This is a genomic window from Chelativorans petroleitrophicus, assembly GCF_025398195.1.
Classification (GTDB): Bacteria; Pseudomonadota; Alphaproteobacteria; order Rhizobiales; family Rhizobiaceae; genus Chelativorans; species Chelativorans petroleitrophicus.
The window spans coordinates 231,843-256,633 of record NZ_JAODNV010000006.1 but is presented as its reverse complement, the minus strand read 5'-3'; the positions used below and the strand labels follow the sequence as shown (position 1 = coordinate 256,633).

The 24,791-nt window shown below is 62.9% G+C and carries 22 protein-coding genes; 7 read left to right on the top strand and 15 right to left on the bottom strand.

Features of this window, described 5'->3' with window-relative positions; all coding sequences use genetic code 11:
• Position 1 precedes the first annotated feature (1 nt).
• From NYR54_RS05975 to NYR54_RS05965, 3 genes are all read right to left on the bottom strand, one after another.
• Positions 2 to 991 carry a cytochrome c oxidase subunit II gene (locus NYR54_RS05975; protein WP_261514683.1) on the bottom strand — a complete coding sequence of 330 codons (990 nt, stop codon included), beginning with the start codon at positions 989 to 991 and terminating at the stop codon, positions 2 to 4.
• 74 nt (positions 992 to 1,065) lie between these two features.
• Positions 1,066 to 2,199 (bottom strand): c-type cytochrome, encoded by a 1,134-nt coding sequence (locus NYR54_RS05970; RefSeq protein WP_261514728.1) that lies wholly within the window; start codon positions 2,197 to 2,199, stop codon positions 1,066 to 1,068.
• A gap of 2 nt (positions 2,200 to 2,201) precedes the next feature.
• Complete coding sequence (locus NYR54_RS05965; protein WP_261514682.1) at positions 2,202 to 2,789, bottom strand: cytochrome c oxidase assembly protein; 588 nt, start codon at positions 2,787 to 2,789, stop codon at positions 2,202 to 2,204.
• Between the two features lie 305 nt (positions 2,790 to 3,094).
• On the opposite strand from NYR54_RS05965, the gene NYR54_RS05960 reads away from it, so the two are divergent.
• From NYR54_RS05960 to NYR54_RS05950, 3 genes are all read left to right on the top strand, one after another.
• Positions 3,095 to 4,243: an efflux RND transporter periplasmic adaptor subunit gene (locus tag NYR54_RS05960; RefSeq protein ID WP_261514681.1), complete on the top strand. Its 1,149-nt coding sequence runs from the start codon at positions 3,095 to 3,097 to the stop codon at positions 4,241 to 4,243.
• A 1-nt stretch (position 4,244) separates the two neighbouring features.
• Complete coding sequence (locus NYR54_RS05955) at positions 4,245 to 7,370, top strand: efflux RND transporter permease subunit (RefSeq protein WP_261514727.1); 3,126 nt, start codon at positions 4,245 to 4,247, stop codon at positions 7,368 to 7,370.
• A 131-nt stretch (positions 7,371 to 7,501) separates the two neighbouring features.
• Entirely contained in the window at positions 7,502 to 7,990 is a 489-nt protein-coding gene (locus NYR54_RS05950) for a MaoC family dehydratase (RefSeq protein ID WP_261514680.1), read from the top strand.
• A 44-nt stretch (positions 7,991 to 8,034) separates the two neighbouring features.
• On the opposite strand, the gene NYR54_RS05945 is transcribed toward NYR54_RS05950, so the two are convergent.
• From NYR54_RS05945 to NYR54_RS05925, 5 genes are all read right to left on the bottom strand, one after another.
• Positions 8,035 to 8,352 carry a hypothetical protein gene (locus NYR54_RS05945; RefSeq protein WP_261514679.1) on the bottom strand — a complete coding sequence of 106 codons (318 nt, stop codon included), beginning with the start codon at positions 8,350 to 8,352 and terminating at the stop codon, positions 8,035 to 8,037.
• Positions 8,353 to 8,415: 63 nt separating this feature from the next.
• The gene (locus NYR54_RS05940) at positions 8,416 to 8,958 is read right to left on the bottom strand and encodes a sarcosine oxidase subunit gamma (protein ID WP_261514678.1); all 543 of its coding nucleotides are present in this window, start codon (positions 8,956 to 8,958) and stop codon (positions 8,416 to 8,418) included.
• Positions 8,951 to 11,935, bottom strand: a complete 2,985-nt coding sequence (locus NYR54_RS05935) for a sarcosine oxidase subunit alpha (RefSeq protein ID WP_261514677.1) — start codon at positions 11,933 to 11,935, stop codon at positions 8,951 to 8,953. Before NYR54_RS05935 ends, NYR54_RS05940 begins: the two co-directional genes overlap by 8 nt.
• Entirely contained in the window at positions 11,932 to 12,264 is a 333-nt protein-coding gene (locus NYR54_RS05930) for a sarcosine oxidase subunit delta (RefSeq protein ID WP_261514676.1), read from the bottom strand. The genes NYR54_RS05935 and NYR54_RS05930 overlap by 4 nt, the downstream gene beginning before the upstream one ends.
• A gap of 9 nt (positions 12,265 to 12,273) precedes the next feature.
• The gene (locus tag NYR54_RS05925) at positions 12,274 to 13,527 is read right to left on the bottom strand and encodes a sarcosine oxidase subunit beta (RefSeq protein ID WP_261514675.1); all 1,254 of its coding nucleotides are present in this window, start codon (positions 13,525 to 13,527) and stop codon (positions 12,274 to 12,276) included.
• A gap of 342 nt (positions 13,528 to 13,869) precedes the next feature.
• Between NYR54_RS05925 and rpsU the strand changes: the two genes are divergently transcribed.
• From rpsU to NYR54_RS05905, 4 genes are all read left to right on the top strand, one after another.
• Positions 13,870 to 14,100, top strand: coding sequence for a 30S ribosomal protein S21 (gene rpsU, locus NYR54_RS05920; protein WP_261514674.1), 231 nt, complete (start codon positions 13,870 to 13,872; stop codon positions 14,098 to 14,100).
• A 134-nt stretch (positions 14,101 to 14,234) separates the two neighbouring features.
• The gene (locus tag NYR54_RS05915; protein WP_261514673.1) at positions 14,235 to 15,107 is read left to right on the top strand and encodes a tetratricopeptide repeat protein; all 873 of its coding nucleotides are present in this window, start codon (positions 14,235 to 14,237) and stop codon (positions 15,105 to 15,107) included.
• Between the two features lie 238 nt (positions 15,108 to 15,345).
• Positions 15,346 to 16,254, top strand: a complete 909-nt coding sequence (locus NYR54_RS05910; RefSeq protein ID WP_261514672.1) for a hypothetical protein — start codon at positions 15,346 to 15,348, stop codon at positions 16,252 to 16,254.
• A gap of 29 nt (positions 16,255 to 16,283) precedes the next feature.
• Positions 16,284 to 17,546: a hypothetical protein gene (locus tag NYR54_RS05905; protein WP_261514671.1), complete on the top strand. Its 1,263-nt coding sequence runs from the start codon at positions 16,284 to 16,286 to the stop codon at positions 17,544 to 17,546.
• A gap of 88 nt (positions 17,547 to 17,634) precedes the next feature.
• On the opposite strand, the gene NYR54_RS05900 is transcribed toward NYR54_RS05905, so the two are convergent.
• From NYR54_RS05900 to NYR54_RS05870, 7 genes are all read right to left on the bottom strand, one after another.
• Positions 17,635 to 19,032, bottom strand: a complete 1,398-nt coding sequence (locus tag NYR54_RS05900) for an NAD(P)(+) transhydrogenase (Re/Si-specific) subunit beta (protein ID WP_261514670.1) — start codon at positions 19,030 to 19,032, stop codon at positions 17,635 to 17,637.
• Between the two features lies 1 nt (position 19,033).
• Complete coding sequence (locus NYR54_RS05895) at positions 19,034 to 19,459, bottom strand: proton-translocating transhydrogenase family protein (protein WP_261514669.1); 426 nt, start codon at positions 19,457 to 19,459, stop codon at positions 19,034 to 19,036.
• Positions 19,459 to 20,787 (bottom strand): Re/Si-specific NAD(P)(+) transhydrogenase subunit alpha, encoded by a 1,329-nt coding sequence (locus NYR54_RS05890; RefSeq protein WP_261514668.1) that lies wholly within the window; start codon positions 20,785 to 20,787, stop codon positions 19,459 to 19,461. Before NYR54_RS05890 ends, NYR54_RS05895 begins: the two co-directional genes overlap by 1 nt.
• A gap of 62 nt (positions 20,788 to 20,849) precedes the next feature.
• Positions 20,850 to 21,077 carry an aa3-type cytochrome c oxidase subunit IV gene (locus NYR54_RS05885; RefSeq protein ID WP_261514667.1) on the bottom strand — a complete coding sequence of 76 codons (228 nt, stop codon included), beginning with the start codon at positions 21,075 to 21,077 and terminating at the stop codon, positions 20,850 to 20,852.
• A 220-nt stretch (positions 21,078 to 21,297) separates the two neighbouring features.
• Positions 21,298 to 21,441: a DUF3096 domain-containing protein gene (locus NYR54_RS05880; protein ID WP_279327414.1), complete on the bottom strand. Its 144-nt coding sequence runs from the start codon at positions 21,439 to 21,441 to the stop codon at positions 21,298 to 21,300.
• 74 nt (positions 21,442 to 21,515) lie between these two features.
• Complete coding sequence (locus tag NYR54_RS05875) at positions 21,516 to 22,232, bottom strand: N-acyl amino acid synthase FeeM domain-containing protein (protein WP_261514666.1); 717 nt, start codon at positions 22,230 to 22,232, stop codon at positions 21,516 to 21,518.
• 208 nt (positions 22,233 to 22,440) lie between these two features.
• Complete coding sequence (locus tag NYR54_RS05870) at positions 22,441 to 24,753, bottom strand: putative bifunctional diguanylate cyclase/phosphodiesterase (protein WP_261514665.1); 2,313 nt, start codon at positions 24,751 to 24,753, stop codon at positions 22,441 to 22,443.
• Positions 24,754 to 24,791: the final 38 nt, after the last annotated feature.

Sequence of the window (24,791 nt, the reverse complement as noted above, 5' to 3'; positions counted from 1 at the left end):
CTCACTCCAGCCCGTCCAGATAGGCGGCAAGTGCTGCAAGGTCCGGCGCGGAAAGCTGGCGGAAGGGCGGCATCAGATTGTCCGGCTTGATGTGCTGGTTGTCGGTGATCCAGCGCGCGAAGGCTTCCGCATCGTTGGGCAGCGTGGCGGCGGCCAGCGAGTGCCGGCTGCCCACATGCGTCAGGTCCGGGCCGATCACGCCTTGCGCCGGGGTTCCGCCTATGCGGTGGCACGCGCCGCACCCATTCTCGAAAAACACCTCCTGCCCGTGCGCCGCTTGCGGCGTATCCGGTTCCGCGCCCGGCTCCGCTTCACGCGCGAGCCACGCGGCATAATCCTCCTCGGGCATCGCGATGACGAAGAAGGACATCAGGGCATGGGGGCCGCCACAATATTCCGCGCATTGCCCACGGCTGACGCCCGGCTCGGTCGCCTCCAGGACCACTTCATTGGTCCGCCCGGGGATCATATCCAGCTTGCCGGCGATCTGCGGCGCCCAGAAGCTGTGGATCACATTGTCAGATTCAAGAAGCAGGCGCACGGGGCGACCCACGGGCAACCTGATCTCATTGGCGCTGACGATAGGCTCGCCTTGCGGCGTGGCGTAGGTCACCTCCCACCACCAGCGTTTGCCTGTCACTGTCACAGTAATCGTGTCTTCGCCCGCCTGCGCACTGCGCAGGGCGCCCGCCTGCATGACAAGGAGGGCGTAGACGAACAGTCCAGTGAGAACGAGGATGGGAAGGACGATGCCGCCTCCGATGACGATCCAGTCGCGACCGAGCCACGCGCGCCAGGGCGGCGGGCCGTAAAGCGCAACCGCCACCAGCACCACGATCATCAATGTCACCAGGACGCCGGTCCAGGTGGCTGTCCAGAAGAGGGGATCGATGTGCAGCGCTTCGACACCGCTTGGCGAGAGCGCCGATTGGGGGCCGGAGCAGCCAGCGGCAAGGAGAGAGGAAAAAAGCGCAGCGCAGCTCCATCTCAAGCAACATGCGGCCGGAAGACCGCCTCCCACAAGTCGCCACGGGCGCATTGCAACGCTTTGCATGGTGCCTGGCCTCATCTTGCGGCCGCCTCCTCTCCCCTCTCCGGAGCGGCAGCGAAATAGGCTGCGACATCCCTGATCTGCTCGTCACTCAGCCGGGCGGCGATCGGGGCCATGATCGCGGCATAGACCGAATCCGCCCGCACGCCCGCACGGAAGAGCTCGAGCTGCGTCATGATGTATTCCGCCGGAAGCCCGCCGAGACGGGGAAACTGGCCGGATGTGCTGACCGAATGGCAGGAGCGGCAGGCCGGAATGTCGTCACCGCGCACACCGTCAAGCGCGATCGCGGCACCGCGCTCCATCGACCCCGTGTCCCGCTCGCCTGGCTTTACCGTCACGGGCGCTTCCCTTTCAGCAAAAACCCGGGCCAGCTCGCCGATCGCTTCGGGCGCCAATTCCCCCGCCGCAGCCTCCATGATGCCGCTCTGGCGTCGGTTGGCTGCATATTCCCTCAGCGAGCGCTCGAGGTAAGGCTGCTTCTGCCCGTCAAGCGGCGGCGCCAGCGGATGGACAGGCGCGCTTTCGGCATTGCCGTGGCAGTTCTCGCAAGCAGCAACGAGCCGGTCTGTATCTGCCGTGGGAGCGAAGGTGAAATCCGCGGCACCGGGCGCCAGCTCCGTGCCCGCCAGGGCGGCGTAGTCCCTTTCGCTCATGCCGGGCAAGCGCTCCAGGAACGCCACCAGCGCCCATACTTCGTCGCCGCGCTCCTCCGCCGGCCAGGAGGGCATGCCGGTGAACTTCAGCCCGTGTCTGACGATCCAGAAAAGCTCCTCCGTCCGCCAGGTCTCTACCGCTTCCGTCAGGAGGGGCGGCGCCGGATACATCCCGGCCGCCACTGGGCTCTGCGCAGAGACGGGAGAAGCATGGCACGGCGCGCAGCCGAGCGCAAAGTGCCGAGCGCCGAGCCGGGCCAGCCGGGTGTCGGAGAGATCGCCCGGGGGCGTGACGGAAAGGCTGCGCATTTCAACGGAACGTCGAAGGGTCAGGCGGATCAGCGCGTTGCTGATATCGAAGTGCCGAGCGGAAGCGGCGACATTGTAAAGGCCGGAAAAGACGAAGACCGTGCCGAGAAGCACCACTCCTAGGATCGCCACAAGAGCACCCCAAAGGATCGCCCGCCAATGGGGAAGCTTGATCCCGAGCATCGTCAAACGCTGGGATCCGGAAGGAGAGACGGCCCGCGGCGCTCGATATCACCAAGCCAGCGGGCGGCGATCACCACACCCGCCAGCACATAGGTAAGCGGGCACGCGACCAGCATGAGAAGCCCCGCCAGCTGCTGGTCCTGCAACAGCGACCCTGCGGCCGTGCCTGCGCCCAGGCACAATTCAGCCGCCCGTACGAACAGCGCGCGCGGCGCGAAGGTAAGCAGCACGCCCAAAAGGCAGAATACCTTGCCCGTTATCAGAAGCGCGCCAAGAGCCCGCCAGCGGGCACTTTCCGCCTCTTCCAGAACAGTCCACCAGAACCAGAGCGCAGCGCCGAACAGGGAAACATGCATCAGCATGAGCGCGCCGAGAACGGTATAAGCGAAGGCCAGAGGCGCAGGCAGATGCCAGCCCCAGAGGAGCGCGATCTGAACCGCGGTTGCCGGGCCGATCCAACGCGCAGAAGCCGGATTCGGCGCAATGACCGCGACCCGCCGAAACAGGATGACGAGAAAAGGCGCGGCGATATTCATGACCACGATATGCGCCGCCATATGCCGGGTCAGAAAACTGGCGGGATCCTCCATGGCGGAGGGAACGTGGAAGACGGTACGCTTGTTCCGAAAGCCGGCTTTGCAGTTTGACCTGAGATCACGCGCGTGCCGGGTTTTCCGCGCGCTTCAAACACGCTGCCTTCCCTGGACTTTGGCGCGTGACTGTCCAGCCAGAGCGCGTAATTTTTCCATTGGCGGCTTCTATGTCATACCCTTACCGCGAATTAATAATACTGCTGATGAAATCGAACCCCATATTGCCGTAAAAGGGACGATAACGGGCACGCGGTTTGGCGTGTACGGCGTTCCCGTCGACGATTTTCGCTCCGGAGAAACGAATGTCCTGGTGGAAGCAGGCCCTGTGGTCTCTCATCATTCTGCTGGCGGCAGGCGCGCTATGGTTCCACTATTTTCCAGGCGCCCGGCAAATGGCAGCGGACTGGGGCCTCATTCAGGCCCCGGCTGCGGCGGCAACCGCCCCCGGCGAACGTGAAGGCCGCGCCGGCCGTATGGCCGCACGTGTGGAAAGCCCGGTGATCACTGCTCCAGTCACGAACGCCACGATCAACGACCGGCTGACGGCCGTCGGCACGGGCAAGTCGCGCTACACCGTGGCGCTGCGCCCCTACACCTCCGGACGTCTTATGGAAATCCTGGTGGAGCCGGGAGCGGAGGTCGAGGCCGGCGACGTGATCGCGCGCATGGATTCCGAAGCGGAGCGCATCGCCGTCGATCGCGCGGAGCTGGCGCTTGACGATGCCCGCGCGCGGCTTGAGCGCATCAGGGCGCTGCGGTCCTCCAACACGGTGACTGCCGTGCAGCTTACTGAGGCCGAGCTTGCGGTGCGCAACGCCGAGCTTGAACTGCGCGAGGCGCGGCTGGCGCTGGAGCGCCGCGACATCATCGCCCCGATCAGCGGTACGGTCGGCATTCTGCCGGTTTCGCCGGGCGACTATGTCACTTCCTCGACCGATATTGCCACCATTGACGACCGTTCGGAGATACTCGTGGACTTCTGGGTTCCCGAGCGCTTCGCGCGGCTCATCAAGGTCGGCATGCCGCTAACGGCCTCCTCCATCGCTCGCCCGGACGAGACCTATGAGGGTACCGTCGCCGTCATAGACAACCAAGTTGACCCCAACAGCCGCACCCTGCACGTGCAGGGCAAGATCGCCAATCCTGCCGATACGCTGCGCGCCGGCATGGCGTTCCGGGTCTCCATGCAGTTTCCGGGCGAAAGCTTCCCGGCTGTCAATCCGCTGTCGGTGCAGTGGAGTACGGAAGGCGCATACGTCTGGGTAGTGCGCGAAGGCGCGGCGGTGAGAACGCCGGTGCGCGTGATCCAGCGCAATGCTGACAGCGTACTGGTCGACGGCGCCTTCCTCGACGGCGACCATGTGGTGGTCGAAGGCGTGCATGCGGTACGCGAGGGCCTGCCGATTCCGGTGGCCGGTAACGTTGCATCAGGGCAGGCCGCCGATGGCTGAGATGAACGAGAAAGGGATCAGCGGCTCGGCGGCAGGGCTGACGGCGCTGTTCATCCGCCGGCCCGTCTTCGCCTTCGTCGTCAACACGCTGATCGCTGTCGCCGGCCTTGCCGCCTTTTTCGGCGTCGAGGTGCGCGAACTGCCCGATGTCGACCGGCCTGTCATCTCCGTCCGAACCAATTTCGACGGAGCGGCGGCGGAAACGGTGGACCGCGAGATCACGGCGGTCATCGAGGGCGCCGTGGCCCGCATCGCGGGCGTGGCGGCGATCTCATCCTCATCCTCTTTCGGCCGAAGCCGCGTGACGATCGAGTTCCGCGAAAGCGTCAATCTCGACAGCGCGGCCTCCGACGTTCGCGACGCCGTCGGCCGCGTTCAAAACCAGCTTCCCGAAGATGCTGACGCACCCGTCATCGTCAAGGCCGACGAGGACGCGCAGGCGATCATCCGGCTTGCCGTCACCTCCGACACCATGTCCATCGAGGACATGTCAGTCTATGTCGAGGATGAGATTGTTGACAGGTTCGCCGCCGTACCGGGCGTAGCGGACGTGCAGGTCTATGGCGGCCGCGAGAAGATCTTCCGCATCGATATCGACCAGGCGCGGCTGGCAAGCTACGGCCTCACGGTAGGGGACATCGGCACCGCGCTTTCCTCCATCGCCTTCGACAGCCCCGCAGGCTCGCTCACGAACAGCACGCAGGATCTCATCGTGCGCGCCTCCTCCTCCATCACCACGCCGGAGGATTTCGAGAGCATCCAGATAGCAGAGAACGTGCGGCTGGGCGACGTTGCTACCGTCATTCTCGGCCCCGACGAAGGGGAAAGCAGGCTCCGCACCAACGGCCGGACGGGCATCGGGCTTGGGATCGTGCGGCAGGCACAGTCCAACACGCTGGACATATCAGCCGGCGTGCAAAAGGTTGTCGAGGAGCTTCAGCCTGCCCTGCCCGAGGGCATGTCCATTCAGGTGACCAGCGACGAGGCGATTTTCATCCGCGGCGCCATCCACGAGGTGGAAATCGCGCTCATCCTTTCGGTCACCGTCGTGCTGCTTGTCATCTACATCTTCCTGCGGGACCTGCGCGCCACCATCATCCCCGGCGTTGCCATCCCGGTGGCGTTGATCGGCACCGTTGCGGCGATCTATCTGGTGGGCTTCTCCATCAACATTCTCACGCTGCTTGCGCTCGTGCTCGCCACCGGCCTCGTGGTCGATGACGCCATCGTGGTGTTGGAAAACATTGTGCGCCGGCGCAATCAGGGGATGGGGCCGCGCGCGGCGGCAGTGCTGGGCACCAGGGAGGTCTTCTTCGCCGTGATCGCCACCACGGCAACCCTGATCGCCGTCTTCGTACCGCTCTCCTTCCTTCCCGGCCAGGCGGGAGGCCTGTTCCGCGAGTTCGGTTTCGTGCTGGCGTTTTCCGTTTTCCTGTCGTCCATCGTGGCGCTGTCGCTGTGCCCGATGCTGGCCTCACGCACGCTGTCTTCCGGCGAGATGCGGGAGGAGCACACCAGCGGGCCGGTTGCGCGCCTCGGGGCGGTTCTGGCCAATCTTTACAGGCGAAGCCTGCACTTCTGCCTCAATGCGCCGGTCCTGGTCCTGGTTGTCTCGGCGCTGTTCGCGGCCGCCGCCTACGGCCTGTTTGGCACGATCAAATCCGAGTTGACGCCGCCGGAGGACCGTTCGGCCGCCTTCATGCGCGTGACCGCTCCGCAGGGCGTCAGCGTCGACTATGTAGCGGGCAAGATGCGGCAGATAGAATCGATGATCGAGCCGCTGCGCGAGTCCGGCGAGGTGTACAGCACCTTCTCCATCACAGGGATGGGCGGCGGCAATTCCGGCTTCCTGGTACTGACGCTGGCACCTTGGGAAGAGCGGGAGCGCACGCAGCAGGAGATTCTCGACGAGGTCAATGCGCTGGCAGCCCAGGTGCCCGGCGTGCGCGCTTTCGCCTACCAGCCTAACAGCCTAGGCATCCGGGGCTCCGGCAGCGGACTGAGATTCGCCGTGGGCGGCAGCAGCTACGAGCGGCTGACCGAGGCTGCCATGGCCATTGTCGCCGATCTGGAGGAGGACCCGCGCTTTCAGCAGCCGCGCCTTTCGGACGACGCAACGCAACCACAGCTCAAGGTCGAGATCGACCGCCAGCGCGCGGCCGACCTCGGCATCAGCATCACCGGTCTGGGAGAAGCCCTGCAGGCCCTGCTTGACGGCCGCAAGATCGGGTCGGTCTTCATCGACGACGACAGCTTCGACGTGAAGCTTCTTTCCACCACCAATCCCGTCAATGACCCGACGGATCTGGAAAACATCTTCATCAGGACAGGAGACGGGCGTTTCGTCCCGCTTTCCACGATAACCACTCTGCGCGAAATGGCCGTGCCGCCTTCGCTCGACCGGGAACAGCAGCTCCGCGTGGTGGAGATCACCACGGGCCTTGCGCCTGATTTCCCCTTGGGCGAGGCCCTGGAACGGGTGCGCGAGATCGCCGAGCCCCATCTGCCGTCCGGCAGCCGGATCATCCCGCTCGCCGAAGCCGCCACCCTGGGCGAGACCGAAGGCAGCATGCTAACCACCTTCGGCTTCGCCCTGGTGATCATCCTTCTGGTGCTGGCCGCGCAGTTCGAGAGTTTCGTGAGCGCGCTAATCATCATGGCCACCGTTCCGCTGGGGCTTGCCTGCGCGGTCTTCGCGCTGCTGCTGACCGGCACCAGCCTGAACGTCTACAGCCAGATCGGGCTGGTGCTGCTCGTAGGCATCATGGCGAAGAACGGCATTCTCGTGGTGGAATTCGCAAACCAGCTGCGCGACCGGGGGCTCGGTGTTCGCGAGGCCGTCGAGCAGGCCGCGCTCATTCGCCTGCGTCCGGTGGCCATGACCATGATCTGCACCGTGGTGGGCGGCCTGCCGCTCGTTCTCGCAACCGGCGCGGGCGCGGAAGCCCGCGTCGCGCTCGGGTGGGTGATCGTCGGAGGACTAGGCCTTTCCGCCCTCTCCACGCTCTATCTCACCCCGGTCGCCTATCTGCTTCTTGGCCGATTCATCACGCCCAAGGTCGAAGAGGAAGCGCGGCTGGAGCGGGAGCTCGAGCATGCGGCGGCCACGGCAGGAAAGTTGCAATAGCCGATGACGCCCGGCAACCCGTACGTGGAGCGAGGCAGGCTTCGTAATCCCTCATGACATCCGCGATATGAGCCTGTATCTGTGCGGGCAGGTACGGTCCGGTACCGGACAGCACGCACGGAGCACGATCTTTGCACAAGCGTACGATTGCAGTAGAGGACGCCCAGGCGCTCGTCGGCAAGGAGGTTGGCGTTTCGAGCTGGCGAACCGTCTCGCAGGAGATGATCGACCAGTTTGCCGCCGCCACGGATGACCACCAGTTCATTCACACCGATCCGGAGAGGGCCGCGCGCGAAACGCCCTATGGCGGCACGATCGCACACGGTTTTCTCTCCCTGTCGCTGCTTTCGACCATGATCTTCGATGCGGTGCCCGCGCTGGAAGGCAGAAGCGTGGGAGTCAATTTCGGTTTCGACCGCATCCGTTTTCTGAATGTCGTGAAGTCGGGCGCGCGCATCCGCGCCCGCTTCGTGCTGGCGGACATGAAGGTGCGCCCTTCCGGCATCGTGGAAATGCATTACGACGTGACGGTGGAGATCGAAAATGCCGTCAAGCCGGCGCTCACGGCGCGCTGGCTCACCTTGGCGATGCCTGACAAGCCCCGACAGGACTCGGAATGAAGCCGGTCCGGAGCATGGGCCGGTTCATGGCGAGGTGAACAAGGTCAGCGCTTTTGCGGCCCTCGCCGGGCGGGCGACCCTGCCCGCGTCCGCGACAGGAGCGAGATGGGGTCACTGGCCGGAAAGGTGTCCTTCAATGCCTCTTCCAGCTCGCCGTCCCGCTCGTGCCCGTGATCCGCTGTGGGCGTGACGCTCGCAAGCTCTCCCGGCGCGCCGGTGCGCGTGGCCCGGGTCACCGACACCGGATCGCTGGCGGGGAAGGTATCCTTCAGGCCTTCCACCAATTTCTCCTCGAGCTCGGCGGGTGGCAGTTTCTGTTCCGATGTTTTTGTCGTGCGGATCTTGCGGCTGCCGGGCGGCATGGTCATCTCCCTTTGTCTGAAAACGCCCTCCGGCACCGCAGGTTCCCGCCGCGCAAGCAGCCGTCAGTTTTCCCGAGCCGCCGCCTCCAAAAGACTGAAAACGTAGTCGGAGAACGAGCGCCAGCATTCGACCCGGAAGGCCTCCGCACCGGTGCGCCACAGCACGATTTCCACCTTGCCGAGCACCGTGCGCGAGGCGGCGCCCACGGGGAAACGGGCGAGCGACAGATCCTGCGGGCAGCCCGCATTGAGCACGTCCTCCGCGCGCGCGCCGGAAACGAGAATGCCCACATTGCGGTGGGAGATATCGACTGCGGAATGAAGCGCTGTGACCGTGGCGCAAACCGACGGAAGATCCGCGCCTGTCTCGTCGGTCACCAGCCATTCATCCGGCCCGAGCCAGAGCGCCGCCCGCGCGCCGTTCGCAGCAGTTGACTTCGGCTTTGCTGGAAGATCGAGGCCTAGCGCCTTCGACAAGGCCGGGCGCGAACTTTCGGGCGCGCGGAGCGAAAGGCGGCTTGCCGGCGGGGCGGGTAGAAGCGCGATGCCCTGACCCTCAAAAGAGCGGCCTTCAAGCGGCGGGATGCGGCGGGCGGCCTCAGCCATGGACGCGCTCTCCCTTTTCGTCAAAGAAGACGGTGGAGGTGACCTCCACCTCAATCACCCGGTTCGGCATCGGCACGAACAGATGTTCGCCGATGCGGCTGCGCCCGTTTTCCACCAGCGCCAGCGCAATGGACCGGCCGCAATTTTCCGACCAGTAGGAGGAGGTGACGAAGCCGATCATCTTCATCGGCACCTTCTGGTTCGGGTCGGCGACGATCTGCGCTCCCTCCTCCAGCACCGTCTTGGGATCGACCGTTTTCAGGCCGACAAGCTGCCGCCGCCCGGGAGCCACAAGATCGGGGCGCCTCAGCCCGCGTATGCCGACAAAATCCTTCTTGTTCCGGCCGATCGCCCAGGCCAGGCCGGCGTCATCGGGCGTCACGGTGCCGTCCGTGTCCTGGCCGACGATGATGAAGCCCTTCTCCGCACGCAGCACATGCATGGTCTCCGTGCCGTAGGCGCAGGCGCCATGCTTCTGCCCTTCCGCCCAGACCGCCTCCCAGACGGCCTGGCCGTAATCGGCGGGCACATTGATCTCGAAGCCGCGCTCGCCGGTGAAGGAGACGCGGAAGAGCCGTGCCGGCACACCGCACACCCTGCCCTCCCGCACGGACATGTGCGGCATGGCGGCGTCGGAAATGTCGATGCCTTCGACAAGCGGCGCGATGATGTCGCGGCTCTTCGGGCCCTGCACGGCGATCACCGCCCATTGTTCCGTGGTGGAGGTAAGCCACACCTTGAGATGGGGGAATTCGGTCTGGAGATAGTCCTCCATGTGGTTCAGCACGCGCGGCGCGCCGCCCGTCGTGGTCGTCACATGGAAACGGTCCTCCGCCAGCCGGCCGACCACGCCGTCATCGTAGATGAAGCCGTCCTCGCGCAGCATGATGCCGTAGCGGCAGCGCCCGACCGCCAGCTTCTCCCATGGATTGGTGTACATCAGTTCCATGAAGCGGGCGGCGTCAGGCCCCACCACCTCGATTTTGCCAAGCGTGGAGGCGTCGAAAATGCCCGCCGCCTGCCGCACAGTCCGGCACTCGCGGGCGACGGCGGCGTGCATGTCTTCGCCCGCTTGCGGGAAATACCAGGCTCGCTTCCACTGCCCCACATCCTCGAATACCGCGCCATGGGCTTCCGCCCACGCATGGATGGGCGTGCGCCGCGTCGGCTCGAACAGCTTGCCACGCGCATGCCCCACGAGCGCGCCGAAGGTGACCGGGGTGTACGGCGGGCGGAAGGTGGTGAGGCCAACTTCTGGAATGGGCTTGTCCAGCATTTCCGCGGCGATGGCCAGACCATGAAGGTTCGAGGTCTTGCCCTGATCGGTCGCCATGCCCGTGGTGGTGAAGCGCTTGACGTGCTCGATGGAGCGCATGCCCTCACGCACGGCCTGACGGATATCCTTTGCCGTCACGTCGTTCTGGAAGTCTACAAAAGCCATGCCGGCCCCCGCACCCGGAGCCGCACCCGCCATGCCGGCGGACCAGCGTTCGGCTGAGCGTGCGTCGAGCTTCAGCTTCCTTGTCCGTCCGCCGTGCGCTTCCCTGGCCGCTGCTTCGCCCGCGCGCAGGCCTTCCTCGACCGTGGTGGCCAGATCCATCGTGCCGTTGCAGGCGCCGACGGCCACCGCATCCTGCACATACTGGCCGGGAAGGAAACGCTGAGTTTCCTCATCGAAAGCCAGCTTGCCGCGTGACTGGGAGAAGAGGTGGACGGCGGGCGTCCAGCCGGAAGAGGTCAGGAGCGCGTCAACCTCGATCTCACGGTGAACACCCCGGTCTGGGGCCGACACACAGACGCGCCTTACGCGCAAGCGCCCCTCGGTGCCGGTGACGGCGTGGCCCGCCAGAACCTCTATGCCTGCGGCACGAACAGCCTCCACGTGCGGGCCTTCAGGCGAGGCGCGCAGGTCGATCAGGGCTGCGACTGTGACGCCTTTCCGCGCGAGGTCCAATGCCGCCGCATAGGCGGAGTCTTCCGCGGTGTAGACGGCGACCCTGCGGCCGACGGCAACGCCGTAATGGTTGAGATAGGTGCGCGCGGCGGAAGCGAGCATGATGCCCGGCCGGTCATTGTCAGGGAAGACCATGTGCCGCTCTATGGCGCCGGTGGCGAGCACCACGCGCTTCGCCCGCACTTGCCACAGCCTTTCGCGCGGTGCGTCCGGATCGGGCGAAGCGAGATGATCCGTGAGCCTCTGCACCAGGCCAAGCATGTTCTGGGCATAATAGCCGAAGCCGGTCGTGCGGGTGAGCAGACGGACATTCCCGCGCGCGGCAAGTCTCGCCACCGTTTCCTGCGCCCACTCCCAGCCGGGCTTGCCGTCGATCACCGCGCCCGCCTCGAAGCGCAGCGCGCCGCCCATCTCCGCCTGCTCGTCAGCCAGGATGACGCTGGCGCCGGACTCGGAGGCAGCCAGCGCGGCGGAGAGACCCGCAGCGCCGCCGCCGATCACGAGCACGTCGCAATGGGCGAAGCGGTTGGAATAGCGGTCCGGGTCCGGCTTGTCTGGCGCCGTGCCGAGCCCCGCCGCGCGGCGGATCGCCGGTTCGTAAAGCTTTTCCCACGCCGCGCGGGGCCACATGAAGGTCTTGTAGTAGAAGCCGGCGGAAAAGAGCGGCGCAGCGAGACTGTTGATGGCACCGAGGTCGAAGGAAAGCGAAGGCCAGCGGTTCTGCGAGACCGCCGTAAGCCCTTCATAGAGTTCCTGCACCGTCGCGCGGACATTCGGCGTCTTGCGCGCTTCGTCTCGATGGATGCCGACCAGCGCGTTGGGCTCCTCAGCGCCAGCGGAAAGGATACCGCGCGGGCGGTGATACTTGAAGGACCGCCCGACAAGGTGGACACCGTTGGCCAGCAGCGCGGAAGCCAGCGTATCGCCTGCAAGCCCCGCATAGGCCTTGCCGTCGAAGGTGAAAGAGAGCGTTTCGGCCGCGGAGAGCCGCCCGGCGCCCGCGATGCGGAAAGACTGGCTCATGCGCCCCTCCGCTTGTCGCGCGCAGCCTGCAAGGGGCGATGCGCCTCCGTCCCCAAATCCGGCTTCGGCTCGCCGGCCTTGTAGGTGACGAGGAACCGGTCGGAAACGGTATCGCGCGCGGCATTGAAGAAGCGCGCGCAGCCATGGATGTGCCGCCAGCGCTCGAAGGTGATGCCTTTGGGATTTGAGCGGATGAAGAAATAGCGCTCGAATTCCTCGTCGGAAATCTCCGCGATGTTTGCCGGCCGCGCGATATGCGCCTCGCCGGCGTGGCGGAACTCCAGCTCCGGCCGCTCTTCCTCACAATAGGGACAGTAGATCAGAAGCATGCGGAAACCTCAGTGCGCCACGGCAGCAGCCGCCGCCTCGTCGATGAGCCGGCCGGTACGGAAGCGCTCCAGCGTGAAGGGCGCGTTGATCGGGTGCGGCTCGTCGCGCGCGATGGTATGAGCGAAGACGTGACCGGAACCCGGCGTTGCCTTGAAGCCGCCCGTGCCCCAGCCGCAGTTGACGTAGAGCCCTTTCACCGGCGTCTTGGCCAGGATCGGCGAGCGGTCGGGCGTGACATCGACGATGCCGCCCCAGGAGCGCAACATCTTCATGCGCGTGAAGATGGGAAACATCTCGCAGATAGCATCGAGCGTGTGCTGGATGATGTGCAGGCTGCCCATCTGCGAATAGGACGTATACTGGTCCGTGCCCGCCCCGATGACCAGTTCGCCCTTGTCAGACTGGGAAATATAGGCGTGCACCGTGTTCGACATCACGACGCACGGGAAAACCGGCTTCACCGGTTCCGACACCAGTGCCTGCAGCGGGAAGGATTCGAGCGGCACCTGTACGCCCGCCATCTGCATGAGAACGGAGGAATGGCCCGCGGCCACGACGCCGATCTTCTTCGCCGCGATTGGCCCGCGCGTCGTCTCCACGCCCGTCACCGCGCCGTCGCGCCCGCGCCGGATGGCGGTCACCTCGCAATTCTGGATGATGTCGACGCCGCGCGCCGAGGCGGCCCGAGCGTAGCCCCAGGCGACCGCGTCGTGGCGCGCCGTGCCGCCACGGCGCTGAAGGGCCGCACCCATAACGGGATAGCGCGCGTCCTTCGAGATATTGAGCGGCGGGCAGTAGGCTTTCGCCTCTTCCGGCGTAAGCCACTCGTTGTCGACGCCGTTCAGCCGGTTGGCGTGGATGTGCCGTTTGAAGACCTGCACGTCATGCACATTGTGAGCGAGCATCATCACACCGCGCGCCGAGTACATGACGTTGTAGTTCAGCTCCTGGGAAAGCCCCTCCCACAGCTTCACCGCGTGGTCGTAGATGGCGGCGCTCTCGTCATAGAGATAGTTGGAGCGGATGATGGTGGTGTTGCGCCCCGTGTTGCCGCCGCCGAGCCAGCCCTTTTCCAGCACGGCGACATTGGCGATGCCATGTTCCTTGGCGAGATAGTAGGCCGTGGCAAGGCCATGTCCGCCCGCGCCGATGATGATGACGTCATACGCCTTCTTCGGCTCGGGGGAGCCCCACTGTTCCGGCCAGCCCCGGTGCCCGCGCAGCGCCTCACGCGCGATGGCGAAGACGGAATATTTTTTCATCAGTTTCCGCTACCCCTGCTCGACCCGGCCACCCGGCAGTAGACCAAGTTCATCACTATCGAAAGTGGGTCGAACGCCTTGCGCTGATTGCGACGGCACTTGCCGCTTTGCGCCAAGCGGCTACCACCCCATGCCGGCGGGCGGCGTGGATTGCGGGCAACACGCGTGCGGCTTTAAGCCTTAAGATGGAAACCTACGTCTTCTAAGCATCTCGACAAAAGCGCCAGTTTCTGCTATCAGCGCGCGCTACCTGCGGCGGAAGTTTCCCCGCGGGAGTTTGGCCGTTGGGCGCATCAAGCCTGAAACGGCCGTGCCGATCAACGCTTTCGACAGGAAACCTAGGTGCAGGTACTCGTCCGCGACAACAATATCGACCAGGCGCTTCGCGCGCTCAAGAAGAAGATGCAGCGCGAAGGTATTTTCCGCGAGATGAAGATGCGCGGGCATTATGAGAAGCCTTCCGAAAGGCGCGCGCGCGAAAAGGCCGAGGCGGTTCGCCGCGCTCGCAAGCTGGCGCGCAAGCGCGCGCAGCGCGAGGGGCTCTTGGGCGGTGGAAGGACGGCGGCGCGCTGAGCGCCCATTTTTCGTCCCTTTCTGCCGTTTGTATCGCCAAGGTGGCGCGATGGAAGAATCGCCGCCACCTTTTTTGTTGCGGTTACGGAGTCTGGCCTGGAGCCGGATCTGAAAACGGGAGCGACGGGCAGTTTATGGCAAAGGTGATTTGCGCTGAAAACGACATCCGCCGGCGGGCATGGACCGGAGTGGCCCTCGGGGCGATGACACTGCTGGCAGCCTGCGCCAGTTCCCCCAATTCGCTGACGGATCTCACGCACATCGACACGGCGCAAGGTTCTGAAGAAAACATCGCCTCGCTGACGGCCGTTATCGAACGCTCCCCCAACGACCCGGAAGCCTACAATATCCGAGGCTCCGCCTATGGCCGCGCCGGCCGCTACCGCGAGGCGCTGGAGGACTTTAATCGGGCGATCGCGCTCGATCCGACTTCATACCGCGCATACGCCAACCGGGCGCTGATCCACCGCTACATGGGCAACCAGCAAAGCGCGCTTGCGGACTACAATCAGGCGATCACGCTCAATCCGAGATATGACGTGGCTTACATCGGCCGTGGCGAGCTCTACCGCCTGGCCGGGCGGACGCAGGAAGCGTTCCGGGATTTCGAGCGTGCCATCCAGCTCGACACGACGGACCCGCGTGCCTATCACCGGCGCGGCCTGCTCTACCAGGCGAGCGGCCAACACCAGTTCGCCATCGAGGACTTCACCAAGGCCATTTCGCTCGCGCCCTCCCAGCCATACGGTTACAACGGCAGGGGCATTTCCTATCTCGCCCTGGGCGACGACGAGAACGCCTTCGCCGATTTCAACACGGCGATCCGGCTCGACGAGAACCTTGCCGAAAGCTGGGCCAACCAGGCTCTGGTCTACGAACGCCGCGGTGAACCGGACAAGGCTGCGCGGTCCTACGCGCGCGCGGCAAGCCTGGACCCCGACTACATACCAGCACGCGAGGGTCTGGCGCGTACGCGGAATGCGTCAACAGTCGCATCGCGAAGCTGAGCAGTCCACGGTTCGACAACCTAAAGACTAACCGCGCCTGTTCGCAGCACTGATTGCTGCATTGCCCCATCCAAGGGGCAACCGGTCGCCGCGCCCGTTCCTATTATCAGAAAAGCCGAAGAGCTCTTCGGCCTATTCCAGCCTAAAATCAGAAAATGGCTTCCAGCAGCCATCGAAGAATTCAAGCCCCTCGTCCCACATTGCGCGTGGCACTTCCATCCTCTTCTGGTGATAGATCATGAAAATACCGCATGCCAGCCTGCATCGGCCGGCGGTAGCCAGCAATACGATTCCAGCCGAACTCGACAAGCATCGCCGTCTGGTTGAGAAAAGCAACGCCTTCAAAGCTGGAAGGCCTCGTGCTCAACGGCATACAAAAGCCATGCCGAAAGCTTCATCTTCTGAAAATTCCGCGCGATGGGCATTGTTTTTCATCACGCTGCTCGCCCTGCAGCACGCAGCACATGCCCGTGAAGAGATAAGCGCTCGAAGCAGCAATATGCCCGAGGGGAAATTGCCTCACGCCCCCAAAAACGAGACAGGGGTGGAATTGACGTCTGATCTTCAGGATGAACCCGGGCCCAACCTCGTGGAAACTCGCCGCGGAAAATGTGCCGAACCTCCATATCTAGCAGATACGATTCTGGCGATGCCGACGCGCAAGGAGATTGGCAGAGAGATACTCAGAAATGAAGGACTTGACCCTGAAAAGAACTACACTTTCACAGACCTTCAACCAGCGTTCGTCGGGGGAGTTGCACCATCAGGCGATAAGCCCCTGATCGACCTTTACATGGAATACAAAACTTTCACCTTTCCCTTCATTACTCGGATACATCCCAATGCATTAGACAAACTTCCACCTCTAGATAAATCATTTGATGAAGCTTTTTATGAATATTTCTCCGAAGCCAGCGGTCGATTTTCTTATGAATGCCTGCAGAAACTTTCGAAACACGGGATTGAAGAAAACGACAAAGCCGATGTTATCCGGGTCCACATAAAGCATACACGCGCCCGGTATATGGGGTCACCCATGTTCAGCTTCCGCAACAGCAACAGGGGTTACATACTCGTGTGCATAAGAAGCACGGGCCTCAATACTTCGCAGTATCTCCAAAGCATTGCGATAGCATCATCGTCCTAGGCAACAAACACGAAGAGCGCCAAAGGTGGATGACATCCCACCTTAACCTATTCTTTGATATCGATTCGATCGAGAAGCGTGTCGGATCCTCCGATTATACTCATCATGATCCTCGTTTCATTGCTCCTAAGCTCACGAATGTTACTGTTCATGATGCGGTCGTACGGAGCAATGCCGAGATTTTCGAGGATACTCTCCGTAGGTTCAAACCTTACGCATATCAGGCAACCAGCCTGCAAGAGAAGATAAGGTTCTTAGACGGCCTCGTCGTTCCATTTTACGATGCAATTATCGCGGCCCAGCAGGGCAATTACAAAGAGGCGGCCCTTGAAGCGGTCATAGATCTATATGCTGATCTTCTAGGGTACGCAGCAGCGAGAGGCACAAAAGCTCTAACGAATGCGGCCGCCTCGAAGAGCGCAACATCTGCCATATTGAGGACTGGTTCAAAAGCTGCCGTCGAAGGCAAGGCGATCAAGAAAAGTGGCCGGATGGCCAAGTTTGCCGAAATTCGAGGGAAGAGCATAAAAAGGCTCTCATCTTCAAATAAGAGTTTTGACGATATTACCTCCAACGCGGGAAATAATTTATACAGTGATAGTTCATCTGCATTTGTATCTAACAGCGGATCATCTTCGATGGTTGATTTGGCCACAACTGCGCTAAAGAAAGCAAAGGGAGAGGAAGAAATCGCCAAAATCAACCAACTAGTCGAGGGCATCAAGGAATTGGACAAATATCGTCTTTCTCCCAAGGAAGGCTGTGAAGCTGTTCTTGAGTCATTGACATCCAGACTTAGTGAGGCGGGTTATGACACGAAAATTCGAGGCATGTATCTATGGAGCAACGCGTACAATGACATGCCGAAGAATCATTTCGTGGTTGTCGCCAGTAAAGACGGCATGGATTACGTTGTTGATTTAACAGCCGAACAATTCAGCGAGTTCGATTTCACACGGCCGATCATAGCGACGGAGGATGCGTGGAAAGCGAAATATCGTGAAGCTACGCAAAGAACGCTTATTAAGTACAAGGACTTCAAATCGATCCCTCGAGCAACAAGCGAATTTGGCACCCTGTTCCCAGTCCGGCCTGAGGCTGTGATCACGAAAAGCAAGATTCTTGTGGAGCCAAGCTGGTACAGGAAGATAGCCGACCCAGGTGAGGTAAGCGAAACATTCATCTCCGCAGGGCGCTATATGAAAACTCCTTCGCGCCACCGCCCAATGCTCGCTCCGCTGAAGACCTACCTTGCAAGACATCAGACGCCAGACGCAGCGAAACAGGCATAAGCAAAAAGGGGGAGATAAACATCTCCCCCTCTGCGCCAGCCTCTTTCATATCGTGAAACTTCGAAAGGGCTGATTGCTATTCTTGTGTTCACGCATCCAGGGCCTTGACGATGTCCTCCGTCATCTTCTTGGCGTCGCCAAGGAGCATCATCGTGCCGTCCTTGTAGAACAGCGTATTGTCGATACCGGCATAGCCTGAACCCAGCGAGCGCTTGACGAAGAGGCAGGTTCGGGCCTTGTCCACTTCCAGGATGGGCATGCCGAAGATGGGTGAGGAGGGATCGTCGCGTGCTGCCGGGTTCGTCACGTCGTTGGCGCCGATCACGTAGGCCACGTCCGCCTGCGCAAACTCGGAGTTGATGTCCTCCAGCTCGAACACTTCGTCATAAGGCACATTGGCTTCCGCAAGGAGCACGTTCATGTGCCCGGGCATGCGGCCGGCGACGGGGTGGATGGCGTACTTCACCTCCACGCCCTTCTCCTTCAGCTTGTCGGCCATCTCGCGCAGCGCATGCTGGGCCTGCGCCACCGCCATGCCGTATCCCGGCACGATGATGACCTTCTGCGCATTGGCCATCAGATAGGCCGCGTCCTCGGCGGAACCCTGCTTGACCGTACGGTCGATGTTGTCCGCCGCTGCCGCTGCCGTCTCGCCGCCAAACCCGCCGAGAATGACGGAAATGAACGAGCGGTTCATGCCCTTGCACATGATATAGGACAGGATCGCGCCCGAGGAGCCGACCAGAGCGCCGGTGATGATGAGCGCAAGATTGCCCAGCGTGAAGCCGATGCCTGCGGCCGCCCAGCCCGAATAGGAATTGAGCATGGACACCACGACCGGCATGTCCGCGCCGCCGATGGGAATGATGATGAGGATGCCGAGCAGCAGCGACAGGACCACGATGAGCCAGAAGACGGTCGGGCTCTGGCCCGTCACGAGCATCACGATGAGGACCAGAAGCGCTATGCCGATAACGGCATTCACGGGATGGCGCATGGGCAGCAGGATCGGCTTGCCGGACATGCGCCCGTCAAGTTTCAGGAACGCGATGACCGAGCCGGTGAAGGTGATCGCACCGATAGCCACGCCGATCGACATCTCCACGAGCGCTTGCGCGTGAATGGCGCCGACCGTGCCAATGCCGAAGCTTTCCGGCGCATAAAGCGCGGCGGCCGCAACCATAACGGCGGCCAGACCGACAAGGCTGTGAAACGCCGCGACGAGCTGCGGCATCTTGGTCATCTGAATCTGGCGCGCGATGTAGGCCCCCACGCCGCCACCCACGGCAAGACCGGCCACGATGAGCGCAAGGCTGCCAAAGCCCGGGCGGGCGAGCAGCAGCGTGGTGACGACGGCGATGGCCATGCCAACCATGCCGAAGATGTTGCCGCGCCGGCTGGTGGTGGGATGCGAAAGGCCTCGCAGCGCCAGGATGAAAAGAATGCCTGAAATCAGGTACAGGGAGGCAGCAAGATCGGCGCTCACGTCACTTGTCCTTCTTCTTGTACATCGCGAGCATGCGCTGGGTGACGAGGAAGCCGCCGAATATGTTGACCGAGGCGAGCACGAGTGCCACGAAGCCGAAGCCGGTGGCAAGTCCGGACGCCGAAATGCCCACCGCCAGCAGCGCGCCGACGACAATGACGGAGGAGATCGCGTTGGTGACCGCCATCAGCGGCGTGTGCAGCGCCGGCGTGACAGACCAGACCACGTAGTAGCCCACGAAGATCGCCAGCACGAAGATGGCGAACCGGAAGATGAAGGGGTCGATCGCCCCGCCCGTCGCGCCGTGTGCCAGCGCGCTCGCTGCATCGGCCGCGGCCTCGGCCTCCATGTTTTCAAAGGCGGCGCGAACTCCTGCCGTCGCACGCTCGAGCTGTTCGAGCGCCTGTTCCATCATGCTGGGTTCCATCAGCCCTCTCCCCCGGACGTTTTCTTTCCGGCCGTGCTTTTTCGCGTGCGCTTCGGCGCCGCGCCGGTATCTTCCCCGGCAGACTTCCTGCGCGTGCCTCTGCGGGCCGGCGCCTTGCCAGGCGGCACCTCCAGACCGGGCTCCGTGCCCTTGGCGGCCTTGACGATGTCGGAATCGGTCGCCAGGGCCTCTGCGCTTGCTGCTGCGCGGGCAAAATTGGGATGGACCACCTTGCCGTCGCGTGTCAGCAAAGTGGCTTTGACGAGCTCATCCTCGAAGTCGATGGAGAGCTCTTTCTTCTCCTTATCGACCATGGTTTCGAGGAAGGCGAAGAGGTTGCGCGCGTAAAGGGCCGACGCGGACGCGGCGACCCTGCCCGGCACGTTCACATGGCCGATGATCTTCACGCCATTGCTGGTCGTGACGATCTCACCCGCGACCGCGCCCTCGACATTGCCGCCGCGCTCCACCGCGAGATCGACGATCACGGAACCGGGGCGCATGGACTTCACCATCTCCGCCGTCACCAGCCGCGGCGCCGGCCGTCCGGGAATGAGCGCGGTGGTGATCACGATGTCCTGCTTAGCGATGTGATCGGCCACGAGTTCGGCCTGCGCGCGCTTTTCCTCTTCCGTCAGCTCCCGCGCATAGCCGCCCTCGCCCGAGGCGTCCTTCAGGGCATCCGTCATGATGAACTTGGCGCCGAGGGAGGCCACCTGCTCGCCCGCCGCCGCCCGCACGTCGGTGGCGGTGACCACAGCACCCAGCCTGCGCGCCGTGGCGATCGCCTGCAGCCCGGCAACGCCGGCACCCATGACGAACACCTTGGCCGCGGGCACCGTGCCAGCCGCCGTCATCATCATGGGCAGCGCCCTGTCATATTCGGCCGCCGCGTCGATAACGGCCCGGTAGCCCGCAAGGTTTGCCTGGGAGGACAGAACGTCCATGGACTGCGCGCGCGTGATGCGCGGCATGAGCTCCATGGCGAAGGCGACGATCCCCGCCTTGGCCATCGCCTCCAGCGCAGCCTCGTGACCGTAAGGATCCATAATGGCGAAGACCACGGCACCGCGCCGGTAGCCCGCGATCTCCGAGGCGGTCGGCCGGCGCAGCTTCAGCACGATATCGGCTTTTGCCGCGTCCGCCGCCTTACCGATTCGGGCGCCAGCGGCAGCGAAATCCTCGTCCGGGATACGCGAGCCGAGCCCTGCGCCTTGTTCGATCACCACATCGAAGCCGAGCGCCGTCAGGCGCTTCACGGTGTCAGGCGAGGCCGCCACCCGCGGTTCGCCAGCACCTTCCTTCGGCACAAATACGCTCTGTCCCACGTTCAAACCCTCGTCTTTGGCCCTCCCCCTCGCTCAAGGCCCGCGGGACGCGGGCCCGGCGCCTAACCCAGGATCCAGTAACCCAAGGCGCAGATGAGGAGGAAAAGGATGGTGCTGGAAATCAACCCGGCTGATGTAAAGAAGCCGAACGCCATCGCGATCAGCAAAGCCGCCGCCACCAGACAGGCGTATTTGGCAATCGTCAGGAAGAGTTTATAGGTGCGCTCGTGCTCTTCGTAGTCCATTATCGCACCCGTCTCGGCCGGAGCATCCGGCTGTTTCTCTGCCATCGCATGACCCCTTGGAAGAAAACTGGCAAAGGGGAATAGCGAAAACACCGGTGAAGGGCAATGGGCGCATGGCCGCATGGCGGCGCTATGCCCAGGCGGTTGCGGGGCCTAGCGCTAATATCAGCCGGCGAACGGCCGATCGCCGCCGAAAATGAGGTCTTCGCCAGGCGATGAAGCGCAACAGCTCCTCCGCCGCCCTGCGGCCTTCAAAGATTCGGGTTCAGCCGAGAAGCCCCGGAAACAGGCCGATCAAGCCGACGATGATGAGATAGAAGGCGACGATGTAGTTGAGCAGGCGCGGCATGACGAGGATCAGAATGCCGGCAATCAGCGCCACCAGCGGAGCGAGGGCAATGTCAACCATGTCGATTCCCTTTCCCGGCCTGCCGCGAGCATTTCCGCGCCTCACCCTGCCGCGGTGCTGGGTGAGGCGATCAATCAGGCCGCCTGCTTGAAATAGCGCGCCGTCGGCAGAATTGTCAGCGGCGCGAGCTCGCCTTTCTTCGGCCGCTCGAAGAGCATGCGGCGTTCAAACGCCGTCGAGCGGAAGAAGGGAAAACGCTGAATGATTCCTTCCAGATTGGCCTCGATGCTCGACTGGAGCAGATGCACCGGCACCGTCAATCCGGGATAGCTGCGAACACCAGCGGCGGGTACGGACCTGAAGACCCGCCGGTAGAACGCCGAATGCTCTTCCTTGATCGCCGTGAGGCAATAGGTGGGATAGAAATGCTTGCAGGCAAGCATCGCGAGCCTCAGCGTGACGTAAGGAAGCACGCGCAGCGTCTTCGACCATTCCGCCGCGGCGGCAAACCGGCTTGGATCGACGAAAGTTTCGCCCCGAGCGATGCGCGGCTCCAGAATATCCCCGAATACTTCGCTGCTCGGAGATACCGGAAATGCGCTATCCACATAGTGCAGGCGCAGCGTGCTCACCAGAACGCCGTCGTAGTAGACGCCGAACCGGTAGGAGTTCGGAAGCTCGTCGTAGCGATCCTCCACCATTCGCGCCGCGTCTTCACGCACCATGCCTGCGGCGAGGTAGGAATCGTAGCGAAGGCGGTAGATTGCCTCCAGGTCCTCCCCGCGCTCGCAGACGCGGTATTCGATCCGTTCAAGAACAGAAAACACCGACCTGTTGAATGGTGATTCCATGTCGCGGTCGCGCGCAGGCCACCGGACATCGTCTGATGCAAATTCCCCAATAGACATGAAAGGCCGTCCCCACAGCACTTGTCCACTTACAGTAAACGACATGTTTGATTTCAAAAAGATGAAAATCCAACGCTAGCCGTTTACGTTGTGTTAAGGTTAATGTTCCGCATACTCAGAGTAGAGCCCGCCACTAGTCAACAGGCGGGTTTCAGTGCTGGACGGTGAGGTCGTGCTTCCGGAACTTGCCGTCGGGCGACCAGACCATGTTCGACATGGTCTCGATGCCGGAGGACGACAGCGCCGAGCCGAAGAGGAAACCCTGCACGCGATCCGGTTTGACCGATTCGGCAAGAATCTTGAGCTGTTCGAACGTCTCCACGCCCTCTACGGTAACGGCGAGGCCGAGATTTCGCGAAAGCTCTACCACACTCTTCAGAAGCTGGTGCGACCGGCTGTTGCCGATGATATCCTGCAGGAAGCTTCCGTCGATCTTGACGCGATCGAGCGGCAAGGTGTGCAGATAGCTCAGGCTGGAATAGCCCGTGCCGAAGTCGTCGAGCGCGATGCGGACGCCAAGCGCCTTCAGCTCGTTGATATAGTGGCGGTTTAACGCCCGGTCATCCAGAAGGGTCGTCTCGGTAACCTCGACTTCCAACCGGTGCGCAGCCAGACCGGCCTTGGTCAGCGCGTTGCGCACCTTGTCCACCACGGCCCCGCTGTGGAAGTCCTTGGCCGAAAGGTTGACCGATACGCCGAGATCCTCGGGCCAGCGGGCGCACTCCTGGCACGCCGCCTCAAGCACAAGCGCGCTGATCTCCGAGACGAGGCCGATCTCCTCTGCAAGCGGAATGAATACGGCGGGTGAGATCGGCCCCAGTTCCGGGTGGTCCCACCGGCAAAGCGCCTCGCAATCCGAGATGCGCATGGTGCGCATATCGATGATCGGCTGATAGACGACGCGCAGCGCACGCGCCTGGATGGCGCTGCGCAGGTCGGCCTTCATGACCTGCTTGCTGCGGAAGGCCTCGTCCATCTCCTCCTTGAACAGCCGCCAGCGGTTCTTGCCCTGCTCCTTGGCGTTATACAGCGCAAGGTCGGCCTTAACCGTGATCGCGTCCATATCGTAGGAGCGCACTGGCACCACAACCGCGCCTGCACTGGCCTGAATTCTGAGGCTGTGTCCGGCGACTTCGACTTCCCCCTGCAGCCGATCGAAGATCGTCTGGAACTGGAGGGCAAAATCGTTCTCGTCCTCCACGCGGTTGATGAAGATCATGAACTCGTCGCCGCCGAAGCGGCTGATCTTCACATTGTCCGTGGCACAGCCCGACAGCCGCTCCGCCACCGCATAGATCAGCCCGTCTCCCACCGGGTGGCCGAGCGTGTCATTGACGCTCTTGAAATCGTCGAGGTCCAGCACCGCGAGGCCACACAACCGATCGGGATCGCCGGAGGCCATGAGATTCGTGACCATCTCATGGAAATAGGCGCGGTTGGGCAGGTCGGTAAGGCTGTCATAGCGCGCCATGTGGCGGATGCGCGCCTCCGCCTCGACGCGCTGGGTCACCTCTTCGAACGTGATGACGCCGAGCTCCTCCCGCCCCTCGCGAGCGGAAAACTCAAAGTAGCGCCCATCGGTGAGCGGCAGGAGCACCTTGCGGCCACGCCCCTGTTTCAACGCTTTCGTCAACTGCGTTTCGGCGTGGACGTAATCCTTCCCGCGCAGAAGCTTGCCCGCAACGCCGCGCAAGAGAAGCGCTTTCAGAGAGCGGCCGAGAAGCTGCTCGGAAGAGCGGAAACCCAGAAACTCCGCCGCCTGGGCATTGGCGACGACCGCGCGCCCTTCGGGACTGAACATGATCAGCCCGTGAGACATGGTGTTGAGCGCCCGGTCGAACCGCTGGGCAAGCTGGCTCACCTTCCGGCGCTCCAGGACGACGCTCGCCAGAATTCCACGCAAACCCGCGGCATTGCTGATGATGATAAGGCCGAACGGAAAGATCAGCAGACCCAGCACGACGTGCGCCAGTTCGGCGTGCAGCAGGAGACCCGTGCCGACGGGCACCAGCATGGTGGTTACGAAAACCACGACCATGCGCGGCGAGCCGTAGTTGCGCCCTACGACCGTGACCAGAGATGCCAGATTGACCGAGAGCGCGCCCAGTTCGACGAACAGATCAGGGTAGAGATAGATCGCGACGAAACCGAAAGTGCCGAGCAGCAGACCCTGGATGCCGCCCTTGACGACGTAGCTGGTCTCCAGTTCGCGAGCGGTTTCGAGATCAAGCTTTTCTAGCCTTTCCCGGCACCGCTGCATGTCGAAATAGCGCCAGACGCCGACGGCGAGAAACAGGACGGAAAAGAGCGCGAAGAGAGGCCGTTCCGTTCGTATATACGCCACAAGCGCAACAGCTACGTGGCAGAGAGCACCGACAATCAGCGTGCCGCTGTTCGCAAACAGCGACCTGACGAACTGGACATAGACGTCCTCGGGAATGTCCGTGATCTTGCGAATGCCCATATAAATTTCCCGCTCGGCGGCAAGACCATCGCACAGCC